Genomic DNA, 16,256 nt, shown 5'->3' with positions numbered 1-16,256 from the left:
CAAAATGCGCTCGGGAAGGATGGGCAGCTCGCGATGCCACACGCCCGTTGCCCGTTAGATGGCCTGCGCCAACGCCGGAGCCGGCGTGTTCATGACGATCTCGCTAATGGACTTCGCACCGAACACGCTCACGGCCTCCACGGGGCATTCCATATGCTCGGCGACCATCTGGGCCAGGATGGTGTCGCAACCCGTGCCCATGTCGGCCGCGGCGATGAGCAGCATGTATCCCCCGTCGTCGTTGAGCTTGACGGTGACCGAGCCCACGTCGATGCCGGAGATACCCGAACCTTGCATGGACATGGCGATGCCGGCGGCGCGCACCTTGCCGTTGCCCATGTCGCGTACGGGGAACTTCTCCTTCCACCCGAACATGTCGCTGCAATGCTGCATGCGGCGGTCCAGGGCGCAGGCGTTGGCCACCTCGCCGAAGTAGGCGGGCATCGCCATGCCCTCGCGCACCATGTTCTGCTCGCGCAGCTCCACCGGGTCGCGACCCAGCTTCGCCGCCAGCTCGTTGACGGCGCTCTCCACGGCGAACTGGCCCTGCGTGGCACCGAAGCCGCGGCACGCGCCGGACGGCTGCATGTTCGTGTACACCACGTTCGCGTCGAACTTGAACGCCTCGAGCGAGCCGGGGTAGAGCGGGATGGACTTGTGGCCGGTCAGGCCGACCGTGGCCCAGCCGTGCTCGCCGTAGGCGCCCGAGTTCGACAGCGTGGTAACCTCGAGCGCGCGGATGCGGCCGTCTTCGTTGGCGCCCAGGCGGACCTTGACCTCCATCTCGTGGCGCGGCGACCCGCAGGTTTGCGATTCCTTGCGCGAGAACACGCACAGGGCCGGACGCCCCGTCTTCATGGTGACGAACGCGGGATGCACCAACACGGGGTTGTCCTTCGCGGTGCGGAAATCCAGGACGGGCTCCAGCACGTCATATTCCACCTTGATGCGCGAAAGGGCCGTTTGCGCCGCCTTCTCGCTCTCGGCTGCCACGATGGCCACCACGTCGCCCACGAAACGCACGTGCCGATCGATGACCAGACGATCGTAGGGGCTGGTTTCGGGGTAGGTCTGCCCGGCGTTGGAGAAGCGCTGGTCGGGCACGTCCTCCCAGGTGTACGCGTCCACCACGCCAGGCACCTTCTTCGCCTTGGACGTGTCGATGGCCTTCGCCATGGCGTTGGCATGGGGGCTTCGCAGGAGCTTGACCACCAGCGCGTCGGGCGCGATGTCCTCAGTGTAGACGGGCTTGCCCAGCAGAAGCTGCAGCGAGTCCTTCTTGCGGACCGACTTGCCCACGGAGCGGTATTCAGGCTTATCCACGCTCGACCTCCTTGCCGTGCTTTTCATCCAAGAAGGCGCGGATGCCGCGCAGTTGGCCCACGTAGTCCGAGCAACGGCACAGGTTGCCGCTCAGGTACGCCAAGATCTCGTCGTCGGTGGGATCGGGGTTCTCGCGCAGCAGCGCGATGGTGTTCATAACGAAGCCGGGGTTGCAGAAACCGCACTGCTCGGTGCCCTGATCGGCGATGAAGCCCACGAACTCCGACGCCTCGGCCTGCAGGCCTTCCAGCGCGTAGACGCTGCGGCCGTCGGCGCGGGCGGCTAACGTGGAGCAGGACAGCGCGGGCACGTCGTCGAGCATCACCGTGCACAAGCCGCACGCGGACGTCTCGCAGCCGCGCTTGACGCTTTTGCACCCGTGAGCGCGCACGAAATCGATGAACAGCATGTCGGCGGAGACGTCGTCGACCACCGTTTTGCTGTTCAGCTTGATCTTGACCTCCATCTAACGCACCTCCCCCAACATCAGCAGGGCGCGGCGCACGAGCACGGGCGCGAGCGCGCGGCGATACTCGACGCTGCCCCACATGTTCCCGGAAACGCGGATGCTTCCCGCGGCATGCTCGGCGAACGCCGCGGTGCTTGCCTCGCTGATGCCGTCGGCAAGGATGTCCTGGTCGTCGCGCAGAAGCACGGCACGACCCGGGCGAGCGCCCATCGTCACGCGGTATTCGTCGCCCAGCTTCGCCGCCATGCAGTTGAGCGTGAGAAGGTCGGTGCGCTGCTTGCGCACGGCCCGGTACGCGAACGCGCCGGCGCGCTTCTTGACGATGAGGCGCACGAGGATGTCCTTGTCGTAGGGCATGTTCACAAACCATTCCAGAGGCACGATGCCGCCTTCGTGCAACTCGACGTAGCTGTCCATGGCAAGAAATGCCGTGACGATGTCGGAGAAGCCCATGCGACGCCACAGGCTCCCGCCGGGCGTAGCGCCGTTGCGGAACTGCACGCCAACGATGTCTTGGAACGCCGCCTTGATGGCGCCGCAGGAATAGGCGTCAAGGCCGGCGTGGGTTTCCATCTGGCGCAGGGCGGCCATGGCGCCGATGCGGAATTCCTCGTCGGTCTCCTCGATAGCGTCCAAGGTAAGGGGATGCGGACGTTTCTTTGGACCGGCTATGCGGCCAGCCCTAAGCTTCTGCGGTACTGCATCGGGCTCAGCCATCCCAGCTTCTCTTTCGGCCGCTCCTCGTTGCAGCATCTCAGATAGGCGTCGAGCATTCGGCAGAACTCGGGTACCGTCGCGCCCGGTCAGTCCCGACGGTGGAAGAATTCATTCTTGAGCCTGCCGAAGAATCCCTCCATCGCCGAGTCGTCCGGGCTGCACCCCTTCTTCGACATCGACCTGGCCAAAGGTCGAGTTCGACCCACTCATCGAAGGTGATGGAGTCGCGATTGCGACGAGTCTGCCAGTAGCAAGTCAAACCAGGCTTAACCAGTAAGCGCTGATGTTGGTAGTCGTTATAGGTTGCAACCTCAGAAGGCAGCGCGGGGCGCGGTCCGACTACGGACATCCCTTTTGCCAAGACGAAAACGCAAGGCAGGACGGGGATTTTGCGCAGGTGGAGAGGATTGCCAGCAATTTCGATGGAGCATTTCGAGCCGCCTGGGACGCATTAGAGAATCGGAATAGCACATAGCTTCAAACGCACGGCACGCACCGATTTCCCCTATGCCTGATGCCAAAATCGTCCCATTGGGACCCGTTTCCCAATGGGACGATTCTTCACAAAGGGCATTAAGGCGCATGAAAACGTGGAAGGGGCAAGCAAACGCGCTTTGCCACCGCGACTACACGACCGGCACGTCCGTTCAGGTAAACGTCTACATGGACTTCATCGAGATAGTGAGCCCCGGGCTGTTCCCCGAGGGCGACTCCCCCGACAGGCACCTCGAGGGATCGGGCGGCGACTCCAAGCAGCGCAACCCGAACATCGCGCAGGTGCTCTTCAGATCGGGCATGATCGAGCAGTACGGCACCGGCATACCGCGCATCAAGAGGGCGCGCGACGCCGCTGGCGTGGCATTCAGCTACCGCCAGGACGTCAACCCAACCGTAATACGCTTCGAGCGTCCCGGGGCACAGACGAGTGACGCCGCGGCCATCAGTTCAACAGACGCCGCCTCCCCCGGTTCCCTCGAAAAACTCAGCGAAACCGAGAAGGTCGCCATGCAGATTGCGCACGACTCGGGTTGCGTGGCGAGAAAAGAGCTCATGGAGCAAACGGGGGTCGGGAGGGTAAAGGCGACGGAGACCCTGAAGCGCCTTGCCGAAAAAGGACTTCTCGAATGGGTCGGATCAAACCAGCACGACCCAAGGCGGTACTATCGAGCAAGCGGGAGGTAAGTGCCTGCCCGCTACTGCCCGCTACTGCCCGCTACTGCCCGCGGCATTCGACAAGCCTGCCGAATGCCGCGGGCATGAGCAGATATCTCTTTTGTCGAGACGAAAACGCAGGGAAAAACGAGCGGAGCGCCCTGCTAGACGCATCGCGATTCCGAAAGACCACGAGGGCCCGCAAGGCGTCATTAAATGTAACTAATTGATTTGCTATGTACCATTCATAATGGTACATTGATAATTGTTTAGTTACATGAGGAGGCGGAGCATGAGGGAACACGTTGAGAAGACGCTGCACACGAGAGTCGATTGCGAGCCCGTCGACGCCTCGGGGCTCCCCCTCTACCTGAGGGGGCTGTACTCCCTGGAGCGGTGGACCGCCTTCGGCGTGCCGTTCGCCGTGGCCTCCCCCGCTGAAAGCCCGACGGTGAAGACCATGGCGAAGCACCGCGACGCCCTGGAGGCGGCCCTGGGGACCCCCGTGGCCTTCGCCCTCGAGGACGCCACGGGCTACAGGGTCGGGCGGATGCTCGAGGCGGGCCTGCCCTTCATCGCCCCGGACAAGCAGGTGTACCTGCCGTTCCTGGGAATCGCGCTGAGCAGCGGAAGCAGCCACGCGCGCGACAGGCGGCAGACAGACGTCGGCACGTTCTCGCCCCAGGCGCAGCGCCTCGCGCTCATGGCGCTCTACGGCGACCTCGACGGCGCCAGCGTCACCCAGGCGGCAGGCCTCCTCGGCGCGGCGAAGATGACCGCCTCTCGCGCATTCGACGAGCTCGCGGCCGCCGACCCCTCGATCGTCGCCGCCGAGGGTCGGCGGCGGGTGCTGCGCCCCGGCAGGGACAAGATGGCGATGTGGCGTCGCTTGGAGCCGCGCATGTCGAGCCCGGTCGCGAGGGAGCACCGCCTGGGCCGCGTGCCCGACATGGATCTCCCGCTGGGAGGGATCTCGGCGCTGTGCGGGCTCTCGATGCTGCAGGACGACCCCTGGCCGACTTTCGCCGCGACCAAAGCGCAGGAGCGCGCCCTGGGGCTGGCGGCCGGCGCGCGCGACGCCGGCCTCGACGAGCCAGAGAATCCCGCGTGCGTGGTGCAGGTGCTGCGCTACGAGCCCGTGCCGGCGCCGGGATGCGCGGTCGACCCGCTTTCGGCCATCCTGTCCCTTCCCGCCGACGAGAGGGACGACCCGCGCGTCGCGGGCGAGATCGAGAACGTTTTGACCCGGGTGCTTGGAGGCGATCATGAGGGGAATCGATAAGTTCAAGGAGCGCTTCGCGGGCCACGACGGCGAGTACGTCCTGATCGGCGGCGGCGCCTGCGACCTGCTGTTCGGCGAGGCCGGGCAGGACTTCAGGGCCACCAAGGACCTCGACCTGGTGTTAGCGCTACTGTAAAAACAACCATTTTGACCAACGCTCAATAACCAATCATGCCAACGCAATCCCGCCATTTGCGCCAACGCATTTTCACCATTTCCACCAACGCCGGGACTTACGCTTCGATCGACGAGCGAACGATGCTTTCGGGAGGAGCGGGCCGTGGCGGAGAAGAACCTGATCGGAGAGTTGGACATGTACAGGGAAGCGGGCATAAAGCCCAACTTCAGCGACATAGCGAAGCGCTACGGCAAGGACAGGCACACCGTGGCGTCGTACTGGAGGGCCGAGGGCGGGCGGCCCCACGACGGGCGCGGCGACAGGGCGGGCTCGTTCGACGCGCACATCGAGGAGGTGGCAGCCAAGGCGCAACTGCCGGGAGTCACCAAGAAGGGCATCCACGAGTGGCTGCTGCACAGGTATCCCGGCGAGGACCTGGCCGGCTACAACGCCTTCACCCAGTTCATGCGCAAGAACGGCATCGCCGTCGGGGCCTCCGGGGGCCCGGAGCCGCACCCGCGCTTCGAGACGCCGCCCGGACTGCAGCTGCAGTTCGACTGGAAGGAGTCCGTCAAGATGGCAAACCGCGACGGCGAGCTGTTCGAGTTCAACGTGTTCGCGGCGACGCTGGGCCATTCCCGCAGGCACATATTCATCCGGTCGAGGACCAGGACGACCGACGACCTGGTCAGGTGCATGTACGCCACGATCGCGAGGCTCGGCGGCGTGCCGCGCGAGTGGGTCACGGACAACATGTCCGCCCTGGTGACGATCAAGGGCGGCAGGCGCCTCAAGGTCCAGCGCGCATACGAGTTCGCCAAGGCCGCCGGCTTCGAGCTGAAGCTGTGCCGCCCGCGCAGCCCCCAGACGAAGGGCAAGGTCGAGTCGTCGAACCGCTTCCTGTCGCGGCTCATGGCCTACCAGGGCGACTTCGACGGCTGGGACGATATCGACGAGATCGTCGCGCGGATCGAGGACGCCAGCAACTCCGAGCCCAACGAGACCACGGGGCTGCCGCCCTCCGCGCTGTTCATGGAGGAGAAGGACGCGCTGCTGCCCGTCGGCAACCTGCGCGCCCTCGAGGAGGCGATGGGCGACGTGGTGCGCGTGGCCAGGGTGCCGGCCACGATGCTGGTGAGCGCGCACGGCGAGCCCATGTCGGTGCCCAGGCGCTGCATCGGCAGGCCCGCCCGCATCGTCTGCATGCCCGGCGGCGCGATGGACTGCTACGTCGGCGGCGAGCTGGTGGCGACGCACGTGGCGGGCGGGCCGGCCTACGACCCGGCGCACTACGCCGAGGCCATGGCCGGCAAGCGGTGGTTCGGCGACGCCGCCGGCGACATCGAGGCGGCCGCCGCGGCCAACCTCGGCCTGCTCGACTCGATAGGGGGCTCGCTGTGAGCGCCGCCGTGCAGGCCAGCCCCCTCAACCGCCTGGCGGCCAACCTCGAGGAGCTGGGGCTCGAGGGCATGGCGTCGTCGGTGCCCGAGTACGTCAGGCTCGTCGCCGACGGGAGGAAGAGCCTGGTCGACGCCATGCTCGAGCTCACCGACGCCCAGATAGCCCTCAAGCGGCGCGCCGACGACGAGCGCCGCACGAGGATGGCCAACTTCCCCTACATAAAGACGCTGGCCGACTTCGACTGGGGCTTCCAGCCGAGCGTGCCGCGCGGGCTGGTCGAGCAGCTGGCCACGCTCGAGTTCATCGACCGCGGCGACAACGTCGTGCTCGTCGGCAGCCCGGGCGTCGGCAAGACCCACCTGTCGATAGCCATAGGCCACGAGGCGGTGATGGCCCGCAAGCAGGTGTACTTCGCCGACTGCTCGAGGCTGGTCGAGGACCTCAAGCACGCCTCGGCGAAGGAGGCGCTGGCGCGCAGGATGCGGTTCTACGAGCACTGCAGCCTGCTGATAATAGACGAGCTCGGCTACCTCGACATCGGCAAGGAGGGCGCCGACCTGCTGTTCCAGCTGGTCAACAGGCGCTACGCGCTCAAGCGGTCGACCATCGTCACGACCAACGTGCCGGTGGGCAGGTGGGGCGACGTGTTCGGCAGCAACGTCACGGCCTCGGCGGTGGCCGACAGGCTTTGCCACCATTGCGCGATGATCAAGATAACGGGACGGTCATATCGCCTGAAGGACGTATCCATCGGCGGTGAGGACGGGAAGGAGGAGGGCGCCTAGACGCCGGAAGCGGCGCATCAGCGTTGGCGAATCCGGCGCATCCGCGTTGGCGCGATTGGCGAAAATACGTTGGTGAAAATGGTGAAAAATATATTGACGCTAACACCTGGTCCTTCTGGTGGAGGCGCTGACGCCCGAGTTCGGCCAGGTCTTCTGGGACTTCGTCCGGGAAGGCGGGTACGAGAACCGGCAGAAGAGCGGCGGAAAGCCTCAGTTCTACCGGTTCTCCAGGCCGGAGGACCCGGCCTTCCCCGCCATGCTGGAGCTGTTCGCGCGCACCGACGTCGACCTGCGCGACGCGGAGTCCGGCCTCATGCCGATCCACATCGACGACGAGGTCTCGAGCCTTTCGGCGATTCTGCTTGACGAAGAGTACTACCGGCTGCTCGTCGAGAACAGAGCGTCGGCCGGCGGCGTCGCCGTCCTGTCGGTCGAGGGGCTGATCCCCTTCAAGGCCAAGGCGTGGCTCGACCTTTCCGCCAGGCGGGCGGGCGGCCAGGGCGTCGACGAGAAGAGCGTGAAGAAGCACCGAAACGACGTTTGCCGCCTCGCCACGCTGCTCGCGGGCGGCGAGCGCCCCGCCATGAGCGAGGGGGTCCGCGCCGACATGCGACGCTTCCTGGAGGCCTACGAGTCGGACCCCGTCGACCCCAAGGCGCTCAAGATCAAGGGCGTCGGGGCGCAGCAGGTCGTCGAGGTGCTCAAGAGCGTCTACCTGCGGTAGCGCAGCTGCCCGATAGCGCTACCGTGCGGCGTCATCTAGGACGGGCGGCAAGGCGCGCCCCGCGCCTTTCATCGCCGACTACCTGCGCCACACCGGAGCTACTGGGTATCTACCAAGTAGTTACTGCGCACTACTGAGCAGTCCGGCAGGTTGCGAAGGCTGAGCCATAGCTGGACATCGCGTCGTTGCATTCGAGACAAATGGGGATGCGGACTTTGATTGCTTTTCATCCTAATATCAGTGATGCTGGAGCTCCAATCGCGAGGAACGCTCCAGCGCTGTGCGCCGGCGGCTCCGGACAGGGTTACTTACAAGGTGTCGGCCCGATGACTCTTACAATCGGGTTATCGGGCAACTGATCCGAGGATGCGTCCGATGCTGGTTGCCAACGAGCCCGGTATGGCCAGGTGCGGATGTTGCGATAATCCAAAATGTCATGCCGCCGGGCTCGCAGGCGCCGATCATAGCCGATAGGTTGATGTCGAGGCGCGTTCCGATGTGCCCTCTCCCTCAAAGTAATGCCAACGTCAGCGCCGCGGCTCATGCCAGCTCCTCAACAGAGAAAGGCGAAGCATGGAGAGAACCTATTCCGTGTGCTGCGGCGTCGATGTGGGGAAGTCGTCCCATCACTTTGCCGCGATCATCCCGGCAACAGGAGAGCTTGTTTTCGACGGAAAGGTCGAGCAGTCGGAGAGCGGGATCAGGGACGCCCTCTTGAGCGTCTCCCTCTTCGGGAGCCCGGTTGTCGTCGTCGACCAGCCGGGAAACATGGCCGCCCTGCTGTTCGCCGTATGCGACGACATGGGCATCGCTAAGGGGTTCATCACCCCGAGGGCCATGTCCAAGGCGATTGAGATGTACGGCGGCGACATCAAGACGGACGCCCATAACGCCCTCGTCATAGCGGAGGTGTCGTCGAGCCTTCCGAAACTCGTGAAGCCAGTCAGCGAGAAGAGCGCGCTGTACTTGCGGCTCTCAGCGCTCATGTCATACGACAGGGAGCTCACCCTGGAGTCGACGCGGGCAACAAACAGGCTGCATGACCTGCTGCTTTCCGTCAGTCCGGCCCTGGAGACGCACCTCGAGGGAAAGAGGGTCCAGAGCAATTTCAGCCTGATGGTACTCTCGAGGTACGGCGGGCCGGCGGGGCTCAAGAAGGCAGGAAGGGGAAACGTCAGGCGATGGCTCAGATCCAGGAAGGGCATGGGCGAAGCCGCGCTGAGAAGGCTCGACGACCTGTTCGAGGCCATCGGGCGTCAGAGCGTGACGATCGCGGGATCCGAGTACGTCGAGGAACTCATCAAACAGGAGGCGTCATTCCTGCTGACCGTTCTGGCATCCCGGAAGAAAGTCGCGGAGAGCAGGGACGAGCTGCTCTCCCAGATGCCCGAGGCTAGGCTGCTCATGTCCCTCCCTGGGCTCGGGGCGGTCACTTGCGCAACGTTTCTGGCGGAGGTCGGGGATATCTCCAGGTTCCCCAACGCGTCGAAGCTCGCATCGTATGCGGGGCTTGCCCCGAAGGTCAGGCAATCGGGCAAGACCATCCATTCGGTGACCAAGCCGCGCGGGGGGAACCGACGCCTCAAGAGGGTCCTGGTCCTGTCGGCGGGCAAATCCGTCCAATTCTGCGAGGAGTCCAGAGCCTATTACGAGAGGAAGAGATCCGAGGGGCATAGTTACGGTTCCTGCATGATGGCCTTGGCGAGAAGAAGGCTGAATGTCATGTACGCGATGCTGCGCGACGGCACGGCATACGAAAAGCAAAACGGCTAGCCCGATTCCACCCGCTGCCAGCCGTTAGATGCGACCCCATTGTAGCAAGGGGCCGGAGTAAGCGTGCCCAAATTCCGCCCCGTGACAGAGCGGACCCTGTTTCCTCAGAGAAAAAATACGGGTAGGTTGACAAATAGTTGGACCGAATCGGTCCGGTTAGGAGTTCGCGAATGCCGAGCTACACGGACGAGCAGAAGCGCAGGGCCGTCGATATGATCGAGGAGTGCGGCGGATCGGTGACGCGCGCGATGCGCAGGCTGGGATGCCCCACGCGCCACAAGTCGAGTGCAACTTTCTCCTTCGGCAAAAGGCCATAGCCGCCCCTCACCTGCGCGAGGCCGCTGAGCCCTGGCTTCACTAGAGCGCGATAGTTCCAGCCGTGAATGCGCTTCTCGAACTCGGCGCAAAAAGCCGGGCGTTCAGGCCTTGGGCCTATAAGCGCCATGTCGCCATCATCTCGGAATACGCTATGCGCTCCCCTTCGGCCATATCCACGGCCCGCGGGCGTATGGTTATCATGTTGTGGAACGAGGCAAGGTCCTGCTCCGCATGCTCCGCGTTCACCACCATGTAGTCCGCGTACTTGTGCCTGGGCAGCATCCTCGGCATCAGGATATCGCCCGCACGCAGGCGGTAACGGTCAGCTCGGCCGCATCGACCCGGATGAGCTCGACCCCCTCCACCTTGTCCTCCGGCATCAGGATGCCTTCCATCAGGTCTTTCACCGAGATGCGCCTAAGGGTCACCCCGTCGATGTCGGCGGTCTTCACGCTGTCCCGGGACATCAGGGGAGGCGCGACGACGAAAAGGTCGCCGACCGTGGCCTCGTATCTCCTCAGCATCCCCAGCATCGACTTCGCATCGAACTTTCGCTCTACGGTCATGTCCGCTCCGAACTGACGGCTCTTTTTGCAAAAGGATACCCTCGGTGCGGTGATGGAGGGGCGCCCCTTCCCGTTCGGGAAGGGGCGTTTCCGTGCGGGTTTTCGGCGGGTAGCATCGATGGGGACAACCGTTTCACTGGAGGTGCCGACATGGCCGATATCAACCCTAATGACAGCGCGACCCTTACCGATGACCTCGAGATCGACAGCTACGATGACGTCGTGAACCTGTTCGGCGCCGACGAGGCCGCCGCGATGCTCGCGGATGTCGTCGGCAACCGTTTCAACCGGCAGGAAATCTTGAAGGCCATCCGGAACGGAGGGGATATCCACCTCGACTACTGGCCCGAATACGGGGAGTACGGCTATGCCGCGCGCATCTGCGGCGAACTGCTCGCGGACACCTCGCTTGCATGGGCCGATGGCCTCATCGACCCGGATAAGATCAAGACGCACAAGGGTCTGACCGCCGGCGACCTGTCGCATGCCGTCACCTGCGTGCTCACGGACAGGTTCAACGACGGGCTCGATGAGGCGAGACTTGCGGATTGCAAGAATATCGCCGATGAGTTCGCCCAGGCAATCGAATCGCGGCTCGGCTCGGGGCGCCTCGGGCGCGAACTCTACGTCGACGGCGATTGCCTCCGCGACGACCTGGCCGATAAGTTCGGGTTCTCCTACGACATCGATTTCAGCGGGCTCTCCTTCAAGACCTCGCTCATACTGTCCGTCAACGGCCTGTATTCCGAGGGCGACGTCATCGACACGGCGAGCGACTGGCAGGAAGATTACCTCCCATGCGTCTGCCATAGGGGCGGCCAGGGCGAGGACGACAGGTGGGAGTACGAGCCCGCCGAGGACTACAGGCCCTTCACGCGTCCCGCTGACATCCCCGAGAGCATCTTCGATAAGCTGTGCGCCTCGCAGGGCACGACCATCGAGAAGGTCGTCAACGACCCCGTTACGCCTTTCGAGCGCAGCTTCCGCGAGGATATCTTCAATATGCCGCAGAATCGCCCTGTCGGGCTCGCGGTCCTCGCGACGCTGCCGCTCGACGCGTTCCTGGATGCCAGCCTGTCGATGATCTGCCGCGGCGAGGGCGAAAGCGCCGGCACGTTCACGGTCAAGCCCGGAACGCATGAACCCATCTTCGGTATCTACGACCCCGTCGGCGGGTGCGGCGGCACCATGGGCACCGTGCTCGACAGGGATTTCGAGATCGACCCGCACGACATCTCGTACACGATGATGGAACCCGCGCGCGGCGAGTGGAAGTCCGACCGCATCGACCTGTACACCCCCCAGGACTGCTTCGGATTCTCCGATCCCTTCGGAGGGCGCATCGGGCATTCCGAGAAGAAACCCAAGGCCGTCGTCGCGGTGAAGCCCGATCCCGTCGAACTGGGTCACCGCGCCTCAGTCGCGGCCAGCTCGACCGCCGGCGGCCGTGCGCGCGGCGCCGGGATCAAGCAGTAGGGGTGCCGCCGTGGACAATCGGGACGCCAAACGCAAGAGGCCCATCACGTGCCTGGAGTCCGGGGTGACCTACGACTCCGCCTACCGGGCGGCCAAGGAGCTCGGCTTCGCCGACTCGCGCAACATCTTCCGCTCCATCCAGCGCGGCACCTGCACCCAAGGGCTGCACTTCTACTATGCCGACGAGCCCAAGCCGGCACCGGAGTTCTTCATCCCGCCCAACAGGGCGCCGCGCCCCGTGGTGTGCCTCGATACCGGGGAGACGTTCGAATCGGCATTCCAGGCGGGCCGCGCGTTCGGCATCACGCCCGGAGGCGTGCGCACATCGGCCAGCACGGGCGTCGAGCGCGGCGGGCTGCACTTCTATTACGGCGACGAGCCGAAACCCGCGCCCGAGTTCTTCAGGGAGCGTCATTCGAAGACCCGCCCCATCGTCTGCCTGGAAACCGGCGAGACCTTCATGGGCAACTCGGCCGCGGCCCGCCCTCTGCATGTATCGCCCGCCGCGATCAGCCAGGCCGTCCGCTACGGATCGCCCGTAAACGGGCTCCATTTCTACCATGGCGACGAGCCGAAACCTGCGCCGGAGTTCTTCAAGCCGGCGAAGGTCAAAGGCGGCAAGAGCCCTGCGGCGATAGCTGCCGCAGCAAAGGTCGCCGCGGGGAATAGCGCTCCGGGTACCGATTACCGCGAGCTCGGTATTCAGCGTAATCGGCGTGCGGTACAATAGGTGCGGTCGGTAAGGCGCCCTCGGTTTCCGAGGGCGCCTTCTTTCGCTTTCGGGGTCGTGGCGATGTGATGCGCAGCGCCCGCCGGTTTCCGGCGGGCGCTATCGTGTTGGGTTTTATGGAATGGTATTTTCGGGGTGAGTGGTTTATATTTAGACCACATTGGTATAGTTGTCGGTAGGGAGACAGGAGGGTTTCTGTGAAAAGCGTCGAGGCAATCAAGATTCTGCATGGGTGCGACCTGGAGGGCCGGATCCTTTTCCGCAGCCGCGAGCTGGGAGCCCTTTTCGGTGAGTCCGGCGATACGCTCCGCTCGACCATCAAGAGGCTCACCGCGGACGGCATCCTCGAGCGCATCGCCCATGACGCGTACCTCTACCTGCTTTTCCACCCCAACGGCTGCGACCTGCTCGGCCATATCGCGGCGTTCTTGCGCCCCGGCGAGGTCACCTATGAAAGCCTCGAGTCCGCAGCATCGCAGTGGGGCTTCATCTCGCAGATCCCGCTCGGACGCATCTCATGCGTGACGACGGGCGCGGAAGGTCTCGTCGATACCCGCTTCGGTGCCATCGAGTTCGTTCACACGAACGATGGTTTGAACGACGTCAAACGGGGAATACTCGACCGTATGCCGAGGAATCGGCTGCCGATCGCGACCGAGGAGCGCTGCCTGCACGACCTCGTCTCGAGGAAGCGCAGCCTGGAGCTTATCGATTGGGATGAAGTGGATGCTGATTGACCTTGAAAAACTTGCCGGGGAGATCGCCAGCAAGGTCGATGGCGCCGGGCTCACGCCCGTCATCGAAAAAGAAATCGTCCATTACGAGATCATCCGGTCCCTCGGGAGGAACGGTCTGCTTCAAGACATCACCTTTCAGGGAGGGACTTCACTGCGCCTCTGCTACGGATCGCAACGATATAGCGAAGACCTCGATTTTGTCGCCGGCGATAAGTTCGATTCGCTTCCCTTGGACGATTTCTCAAGGACTTTGCGCTGCGACCTGCTGAAATCCTACGATACCGAAGTGAGCGTCAGGGAACCAAAGGTCGTCAACGATCTCGATGGCGTCGGGATGCGGAGATGGACGGTCTCGGTAAACACCAACATCGCACGCCCCGATTTGCCAAAACAGCGAATCAAGCTCGAGATCGCGTCCGTTCCGGCGCATACATCCACGGTCCGCCGCGTCGCGGTCAATTATTCCGAGCTCGCCGGAATGTATGACGACCTTACAATCCGGTGCCAGACACTCGAGGAAATCTTGGCCGATAAGCTGATCTCATTCTCCGCCACCGATACGCATATCAGGCACCGCGACCTCTGGGACATTCCCTGGATCGTCCGTGCGCAGGAAATCGACTTTTCTGCCGTAGCCGCACTCGTCGCGGCAAAGCACGATGACTACCGCTGTCCCGTGCCCCTTGCCAGAATGATCGCCATCGGCATGCAACGAGCGCACGTCTGCTATGCCGACGGGTCATTCACCGGGCAGATGCAGCGTTTCCTATCCCCTGCCGTTCTCGACCGTACGCACGATTTCGATAACCACTGCGATGCCCTCAACGCTATCGTCGAAAGGTGCTACGGCCGCGTCGCCGCCTCACTCGGCATCTCGGATCAGGTCGAGCATGCAAGGCGCAGGCTCGCAACCGAGATATCGTCGGGATCGATTTCGGCCGCCGGCATGCCGAAAAGGAATCTTGTGCTTTCCTAAAGAGATGGGTGGAGGCTTTCCGCACTTCGTCGGGTGCAACCCAGTAGCCAAGACGGTTCTGGTTGCCGCCGGGTTACTTTCGTCGGGGTTCGGGCGGTTTTCGGGGAACTTTCCGATTTAATTGCTGATTGTTCTATAGTCGACTATTCCTTTACGGGTGGTTACTGGCGTTTCCTTATCTTCTATGCTTTCAGCTTTCTCAAATGAGTATTCATCATCTCTTGTCGGATCTTCCAAAATGAATTTCTCGACACCTTTTGCCATTCGACGAATCAAGCCTTCAAGATTGACTGTGCAACTATAGGAGCAGTTTGTCATCTCATCTATGCCTACTCCATCATGCCCATAACTGATAAGGAGGTTTTCAGGGTTTCCCGTCAAGCCCACCCCTATCGTTCTGTATGGGCTGAATTTGGCTCCATCTTTCTTTTTCTTTTTGTCTTTATCTTTGTCTTTATCTTTGGTTTCTTCTTTGCCTATGACCGACGAACCTGCATGGACTATCGAGCATCTGAGTTGATATAAATCTGCTGCCGTGAATATGCCTTCACTCTCGATGCATTTAAAATCTTCTGCAACCTCTTTTTGCGTTTTCTCCGGTGCGCGCTCTTTCTCTTTGGAACCTTTAGGTCTTTTCAGCTGGAGATATCTTGCACTCCAGGTTCGATAATCAGTGCCATCCAATCTCGAGCATACATCCGGAATCGTTAAAACCAAGGTAAGGGCAGCTATGACACACCCGCAATCGTACGCATCTTCGCATTCTTTAATGAGCCTGCTTGGCGAACGGTATATTACAGTGGGAAAGCCGCACTCATTTTCTATCGTTTTTACCTGTTCAACTAATTTGGGTTCCCGTTTGTCAATCGCGTCTATGAGTTCTCGATCGTATTTGTCTGTTTGCATTGAGTTGCCTTTTCCTAGGGAGTCAATTGCCAGTTATTGATGGAGTTATTGATAGAGTTCTTGTATTTCTGCCATTCTATCGCGTGTTTATTCCAGGTAGCGGTTTCCCTTGCCGCAGTTGCAGACCTCACATAGGGTCTGGAGGTTGCCCATCACCGACTTGCCGCCGCGCGATACGGGAACGATATGGTCGACGTGGAGCTTCACGCCATCCTCGCGGCCTCGGCCGCAACGGACGCAGTGGAAGCCGTCGCGGTGAAGAACGTCGTAGTGCATCGCGCGGGTCACCTTGGCATGCTCGGCGTCGTTGGCCATACGGCGGTCTTGGTATGACTTCTTGCGGTGCAGGCGGAACATGGCGGTGATCACCTCCGATATGAACCAGATAGCGAAAATCATGCCGATGTACGGCTTCATGGCCTCTACCATTGCATCCATTTGCGATGCCTCTTTCTCTTTTCGTGGCGGTTATTCGTGCGGGTTGCGCCCGGTGTCCGGGCGCTGTGGCTGTCGGTCGCGGAGGAAACGATAGATTTCCTCCCCTATCCATCAGGTGCACAATTGCCCATCTTGTACCCGGAGGGGAGAAGATTTAATCGTTGAGCTGGAGGTTTATCGACCCTAGAAAGGCACCCGGTGTCCGGGTGCCTTTCTAGGGTCGATTTGGTTGTGAGCCCCGCCGATTTCCGGCGGAGCTGCGATACTGCCGCTATCGCTTTTTAGCCGAGTGCTCCTTGCTCCAGGTCGCACGGCATGAGTTGCTGCAAAATGAACGCTCGCCGCCCTGGGTTCCCGAGAGCACG

General features: G+C 62.5%; 19 protein-coding genes and 3 pseudogenes. 11 read left to right on the top strand and 11 right to left on the bottom strand.

Going from position 1 to position 16,256, the window contains the following annotated elements:
- Positions 1 to 54: 54 nt before the first annotated feature.
- From ET524_RS11285 to ET524_RS12020, 5 genes and pseudogenes are all read right to left on the bottom strand, one after another.
- Complete coding sequence (locus tag ET524_RS11285; RefSeq protein WP_201738718.1) at positions 55 to 1,323, bottom strand: xanthine dehydrogenase family protein molybdopterin-binding subunit; 1,269 nt, start codon at positions 1,321 to 1,323, stop codon at positions 55 to 57.
- Positions 1,316 to 1,789, bottom strand: a complete 474-nt coding sequence (locus tag ET524_RS11280; RefSeq protein WP_129424569.1) for a (2Fe-2S)-binding protein — start codon at positions 1,787 to 1,789, stop codon at positions 1,316 to 1,318. Before ET524_RS11280 ends, ET524_RS11285 begins: the two co-directional genes overlap by 8 nt.
- Entirely contained in the window at positions 1,790 to 2,509 is a 720-nt protein-coding gene (locus tag ET524_RS11275; protein ID WP_161566629.1) for an FAD binding domain-containing protein, read from the bottom strand.
- A pseudogene (locus ET524_RS12025) lies at positions 2,461 to 2,697 on the bottom strand (IS3 family transposase); the annotation flags it as partial. The pseudogene ET524_RS12025 and the gene ET524_RS11275, both read right to left, overlap by 49 nt.
- 56 nt (positions 2,698 to 2,753) lie before the next feature.
- Positions 2,754 to 2,858: pseudogene (locus tag ET524_RS12020) on the bottom strand (sugar transferase); the annotation flags it as partial.
- 233 nt (positions 2,859 to 3,091) lie between these two features.
- Between ET524_RS12020 and ET524_RS11265 the strand changes: the two are divergent.
- The 7 genes from ET524_RS11265 (at position 3,092) to ET524_RS11240 (ending at position 9,744) form a co-directional block, all read left to right on the top strand.
- Positions 3,092 to 3,691, top strand: coding sequence for an ATP-binding protein (locus ET524_RS11265; RefSeq protein ID WP_161566628.1), 600 nt, complete (start codon positions 3,092 to 3,094; stop codon positions 3,689 to 3,691).
- A gap of 262 nt (positions 3,692 to 3,953) precedes the next feature.
- Positions 3,954 to 4,943: a hypothetical protein gene (locus tag ET524_RS11260; RefSeq protein ID WP_129424563.1), complete on the top strand. Its 990-nt coding sequence runs from the start codon at positions 3,954 to 3,956 to the stop codon at positions 4,941 to 4,943.
- Positions 4,927 to 5,079 (top strand): hypothetical protein, encoded by a 153-nt coding sequence (locus ET524_RS11855; protein ID WP_201738716.1) that lies wholly within the window; start codon positions 4,927 to 4,929, stop codon positions 5,077 to 5,079. The genes ET524_RS11260 and ET524_RS11855 overlap by 17 nt, the downstream gene beginning before the upstream one ends.
- 144 nt (positions 5,080 to 5,223) lie before the next feature.
- Complete coding sequence (istA, locus tag ET524_RS11255; RefSeq protein ID WP_118449093.1) at positions 5,224 to 6,462, top strand: IS21 family transposase; 1,239 nt, start codon at positions 5,224 to 5,226, stop codon at positions 6,460 to 6,462.
- A complete protein-coding gene (istB, locus tag ET524_RS11250; RefSeq protein WP_129423107.1) occupies positions 6,459 to 7,247 on the top strand; it encodes an IS21-like element helper ATPase IstB in 789 nt (262 codons plus the stop codon). The genes istA and istB overlap by 4 nt, the downstream gene beginning before the upstream one ends.
- A 118-nt stretch (positions 7,248 to 7,365) precedes the next feature.
- Positions 7,366 to 7,971 carry a hypothetical protein gene (locus tag ET524_RS11245; RefSeq protein WP_201738800.1) on the top strand — a complete coding sequence of 202 codons (606 nt, stop codon included), beginning with the start codon at positions 7,366 to 7,368 and terminating at the stop codon, positions 7,969 to 7,971.
- A gap of 573 nt (positions 7,972 to 8,544) precedes the next feature.
- Positions 8,545 to 9,744, top strand: a complete 1,200-nt coding sequence (locus tag ET524_RS11240) for an IS110 family RNA-guided transposase (RefSeq protein ID WP_129425920.1) — start codon at positions 8,545 to 8,547, stop codon at positions 9,742 to 9,744.
- Positions 9,745 to 9,922: 178 nt separating this feature from the next.
- Here the strand turns inward: ET524_RS11240 and ET524_RS12090 are convergent, their stop codons facing one another.
- The 4 genes and pseudogenes from ET524_RS12090 to ET524_RS11845 form a co-directional block, all read right to left on the bottom strand.
- Positions 9,923 to 10,051, bottom strand: coding sequence for a hypothetical protein (locus ET524_RS12090; RefSeq protein ID WP_269089560.1), 129 nt, complete (start codon positions 10,049 to 10,051; stop codon positions 9,923 to 9,925).
- 3 nt (positions 10,052 to 10,054) lie between these two features.
- Positions 10,055 to 10,189, bottom strand: a pseudogene (locus ET524_RS12210) (sugar transferase); the annotation flags it as partial.
- Positions 10,177 to 10,353 (bottom strand): hypothetical protein, encoded by a 177-nt coding sequence (locus ET524_RS11850; protein ID WP_201738799.1) that lies wholly within the window; start codon positions 10,351 to 10,353, stop codon positions 10,177 to 10,179. The gene ET524_RS11850 and the pseudogene ET524_RS12210, both read right to left, overlap by 13 nt.
- The gene (locus ET524_RS11845; RefSeq protein ID WP_201738798.1) at positions 10,353 to 10,628 is read right to left on the bottom strand and encodes a hypothetical protein; all 276 of its coding nucleotides are present in this window, start codon (positions 10,626 to 10,628) and stop codon (positions 10,353 to 10,355) included. The genes ET524_RS11850 and ET524_RS11845 overlap by 1 nt, the downstream gene beginning before the upstream one ends.
- A 150-nt stretch (positions 10,629 to 10,778) precedes the next feature.
- On the opposite strand from ET524_RS11845, the gene ET524_RS11225 reads away from it, so the two are divergent.
- From ET524_RS11225 to ET524_RS11210, 4 genes are all read left to right on the top strand, one after another.
- Positions 10,779 to 12,104: a hypothetical protein gene (locus tag ET524_RS11225; RefSeq protein ID WP_129425916.1), complete on the top strand. Its 1,326-nt coding sequence runs from the start codon at positions 10,779 to 10,781 to the stop codon at positions 12,102 to 12,104.
- Positions 12,105 to 12,114: 10 nt separating this feature from the next.
- Positions 12,115 to 12,834: a hypothetical protein gene (locus tag ET524_RS11220; protein WP_129425914.1), complete on the top strand. Its 720-nt coding sequence runs from the start codon at positions 12,115 to 12,117 to the stop codon at positions 12,832 to 12,834.
- Between the two features lie 197 nt (positions 12,835 to 13,031).
- Positions 13,032 to 13,571, top strand: a complete 540-nt coding sequence (abiEi, locus tag ET524_RS11215; protein ID WP_114554762.1) for a type IV toxin-antitoxin system AbiEi family antitoxin — start codon at positions 13,032 to 13,034, stop codon at positions 13,569 to 13,571.
- A complete protein-coding gene (locus tag ET524_RS11210) occupies positions 13,552 to 14,547 on the top strand; it encodes a nucleotidyl transferase AbiEii/AbiGii toxin family protein (protein ID WP_201738797.1) in 996 nt (331 codons plus the stop codon). The genes abiEi and ET524_RS11210 overlap by 20 nt, the downstream gene beginning before the upstream one ends.
- A gap of 117 nt (positions 14,548 to 14,664) precedes the next feature.
- Here ET524_RS11210 and ET524_RS11205 read toward each other — a convergent pair whose 3' ends face one another.
- Together ET524_RS11205 and ET524_RS11200 are read right to left on the bottom strand one after the other, a co-directional pair.
- On the bottom strand, positions 14,665 to 15,453 hold the full coding sequence (locus tag ET524_RS11205) for a hypothetical protein (RefSeq protein ID WP_129425912.1): 789 nt from the start codon (positions 15,451 to 15,453) through the stop codon (positions 14,665 to 14,667).
- Between the two features lie 87 nt (positions 15,454 to 15,540).
- Positions 15,541 to 15,891, bottom strand: coding sequence for an HNH endonuclease (locus ET524_RS11200; protein ID WP_227156057.1), 351 nt, complete (start codon positions 15,889 to 15,891; stop codon positions 15,541 to 15,543).
- Positions 15,892 to 16,256: the final 365 nt, after the last annotated feature.

The organism is Senegalimassilia faecalis, assembly GCF_004135645.1.
In the GTDB taxonomy this organism is placed as follows: Bacteria; Actinomycetota; Coriobacteriia; order Coriobacteriales; family Eggerthellaceae; genus Senegalimassilia; species Senegalimassilia faecalis.
The sequence above is the reverse complement of the archived record's forward strand: the minus strand, read 5'-3'. Positions and strand labels throughout refer to the sequence as shown.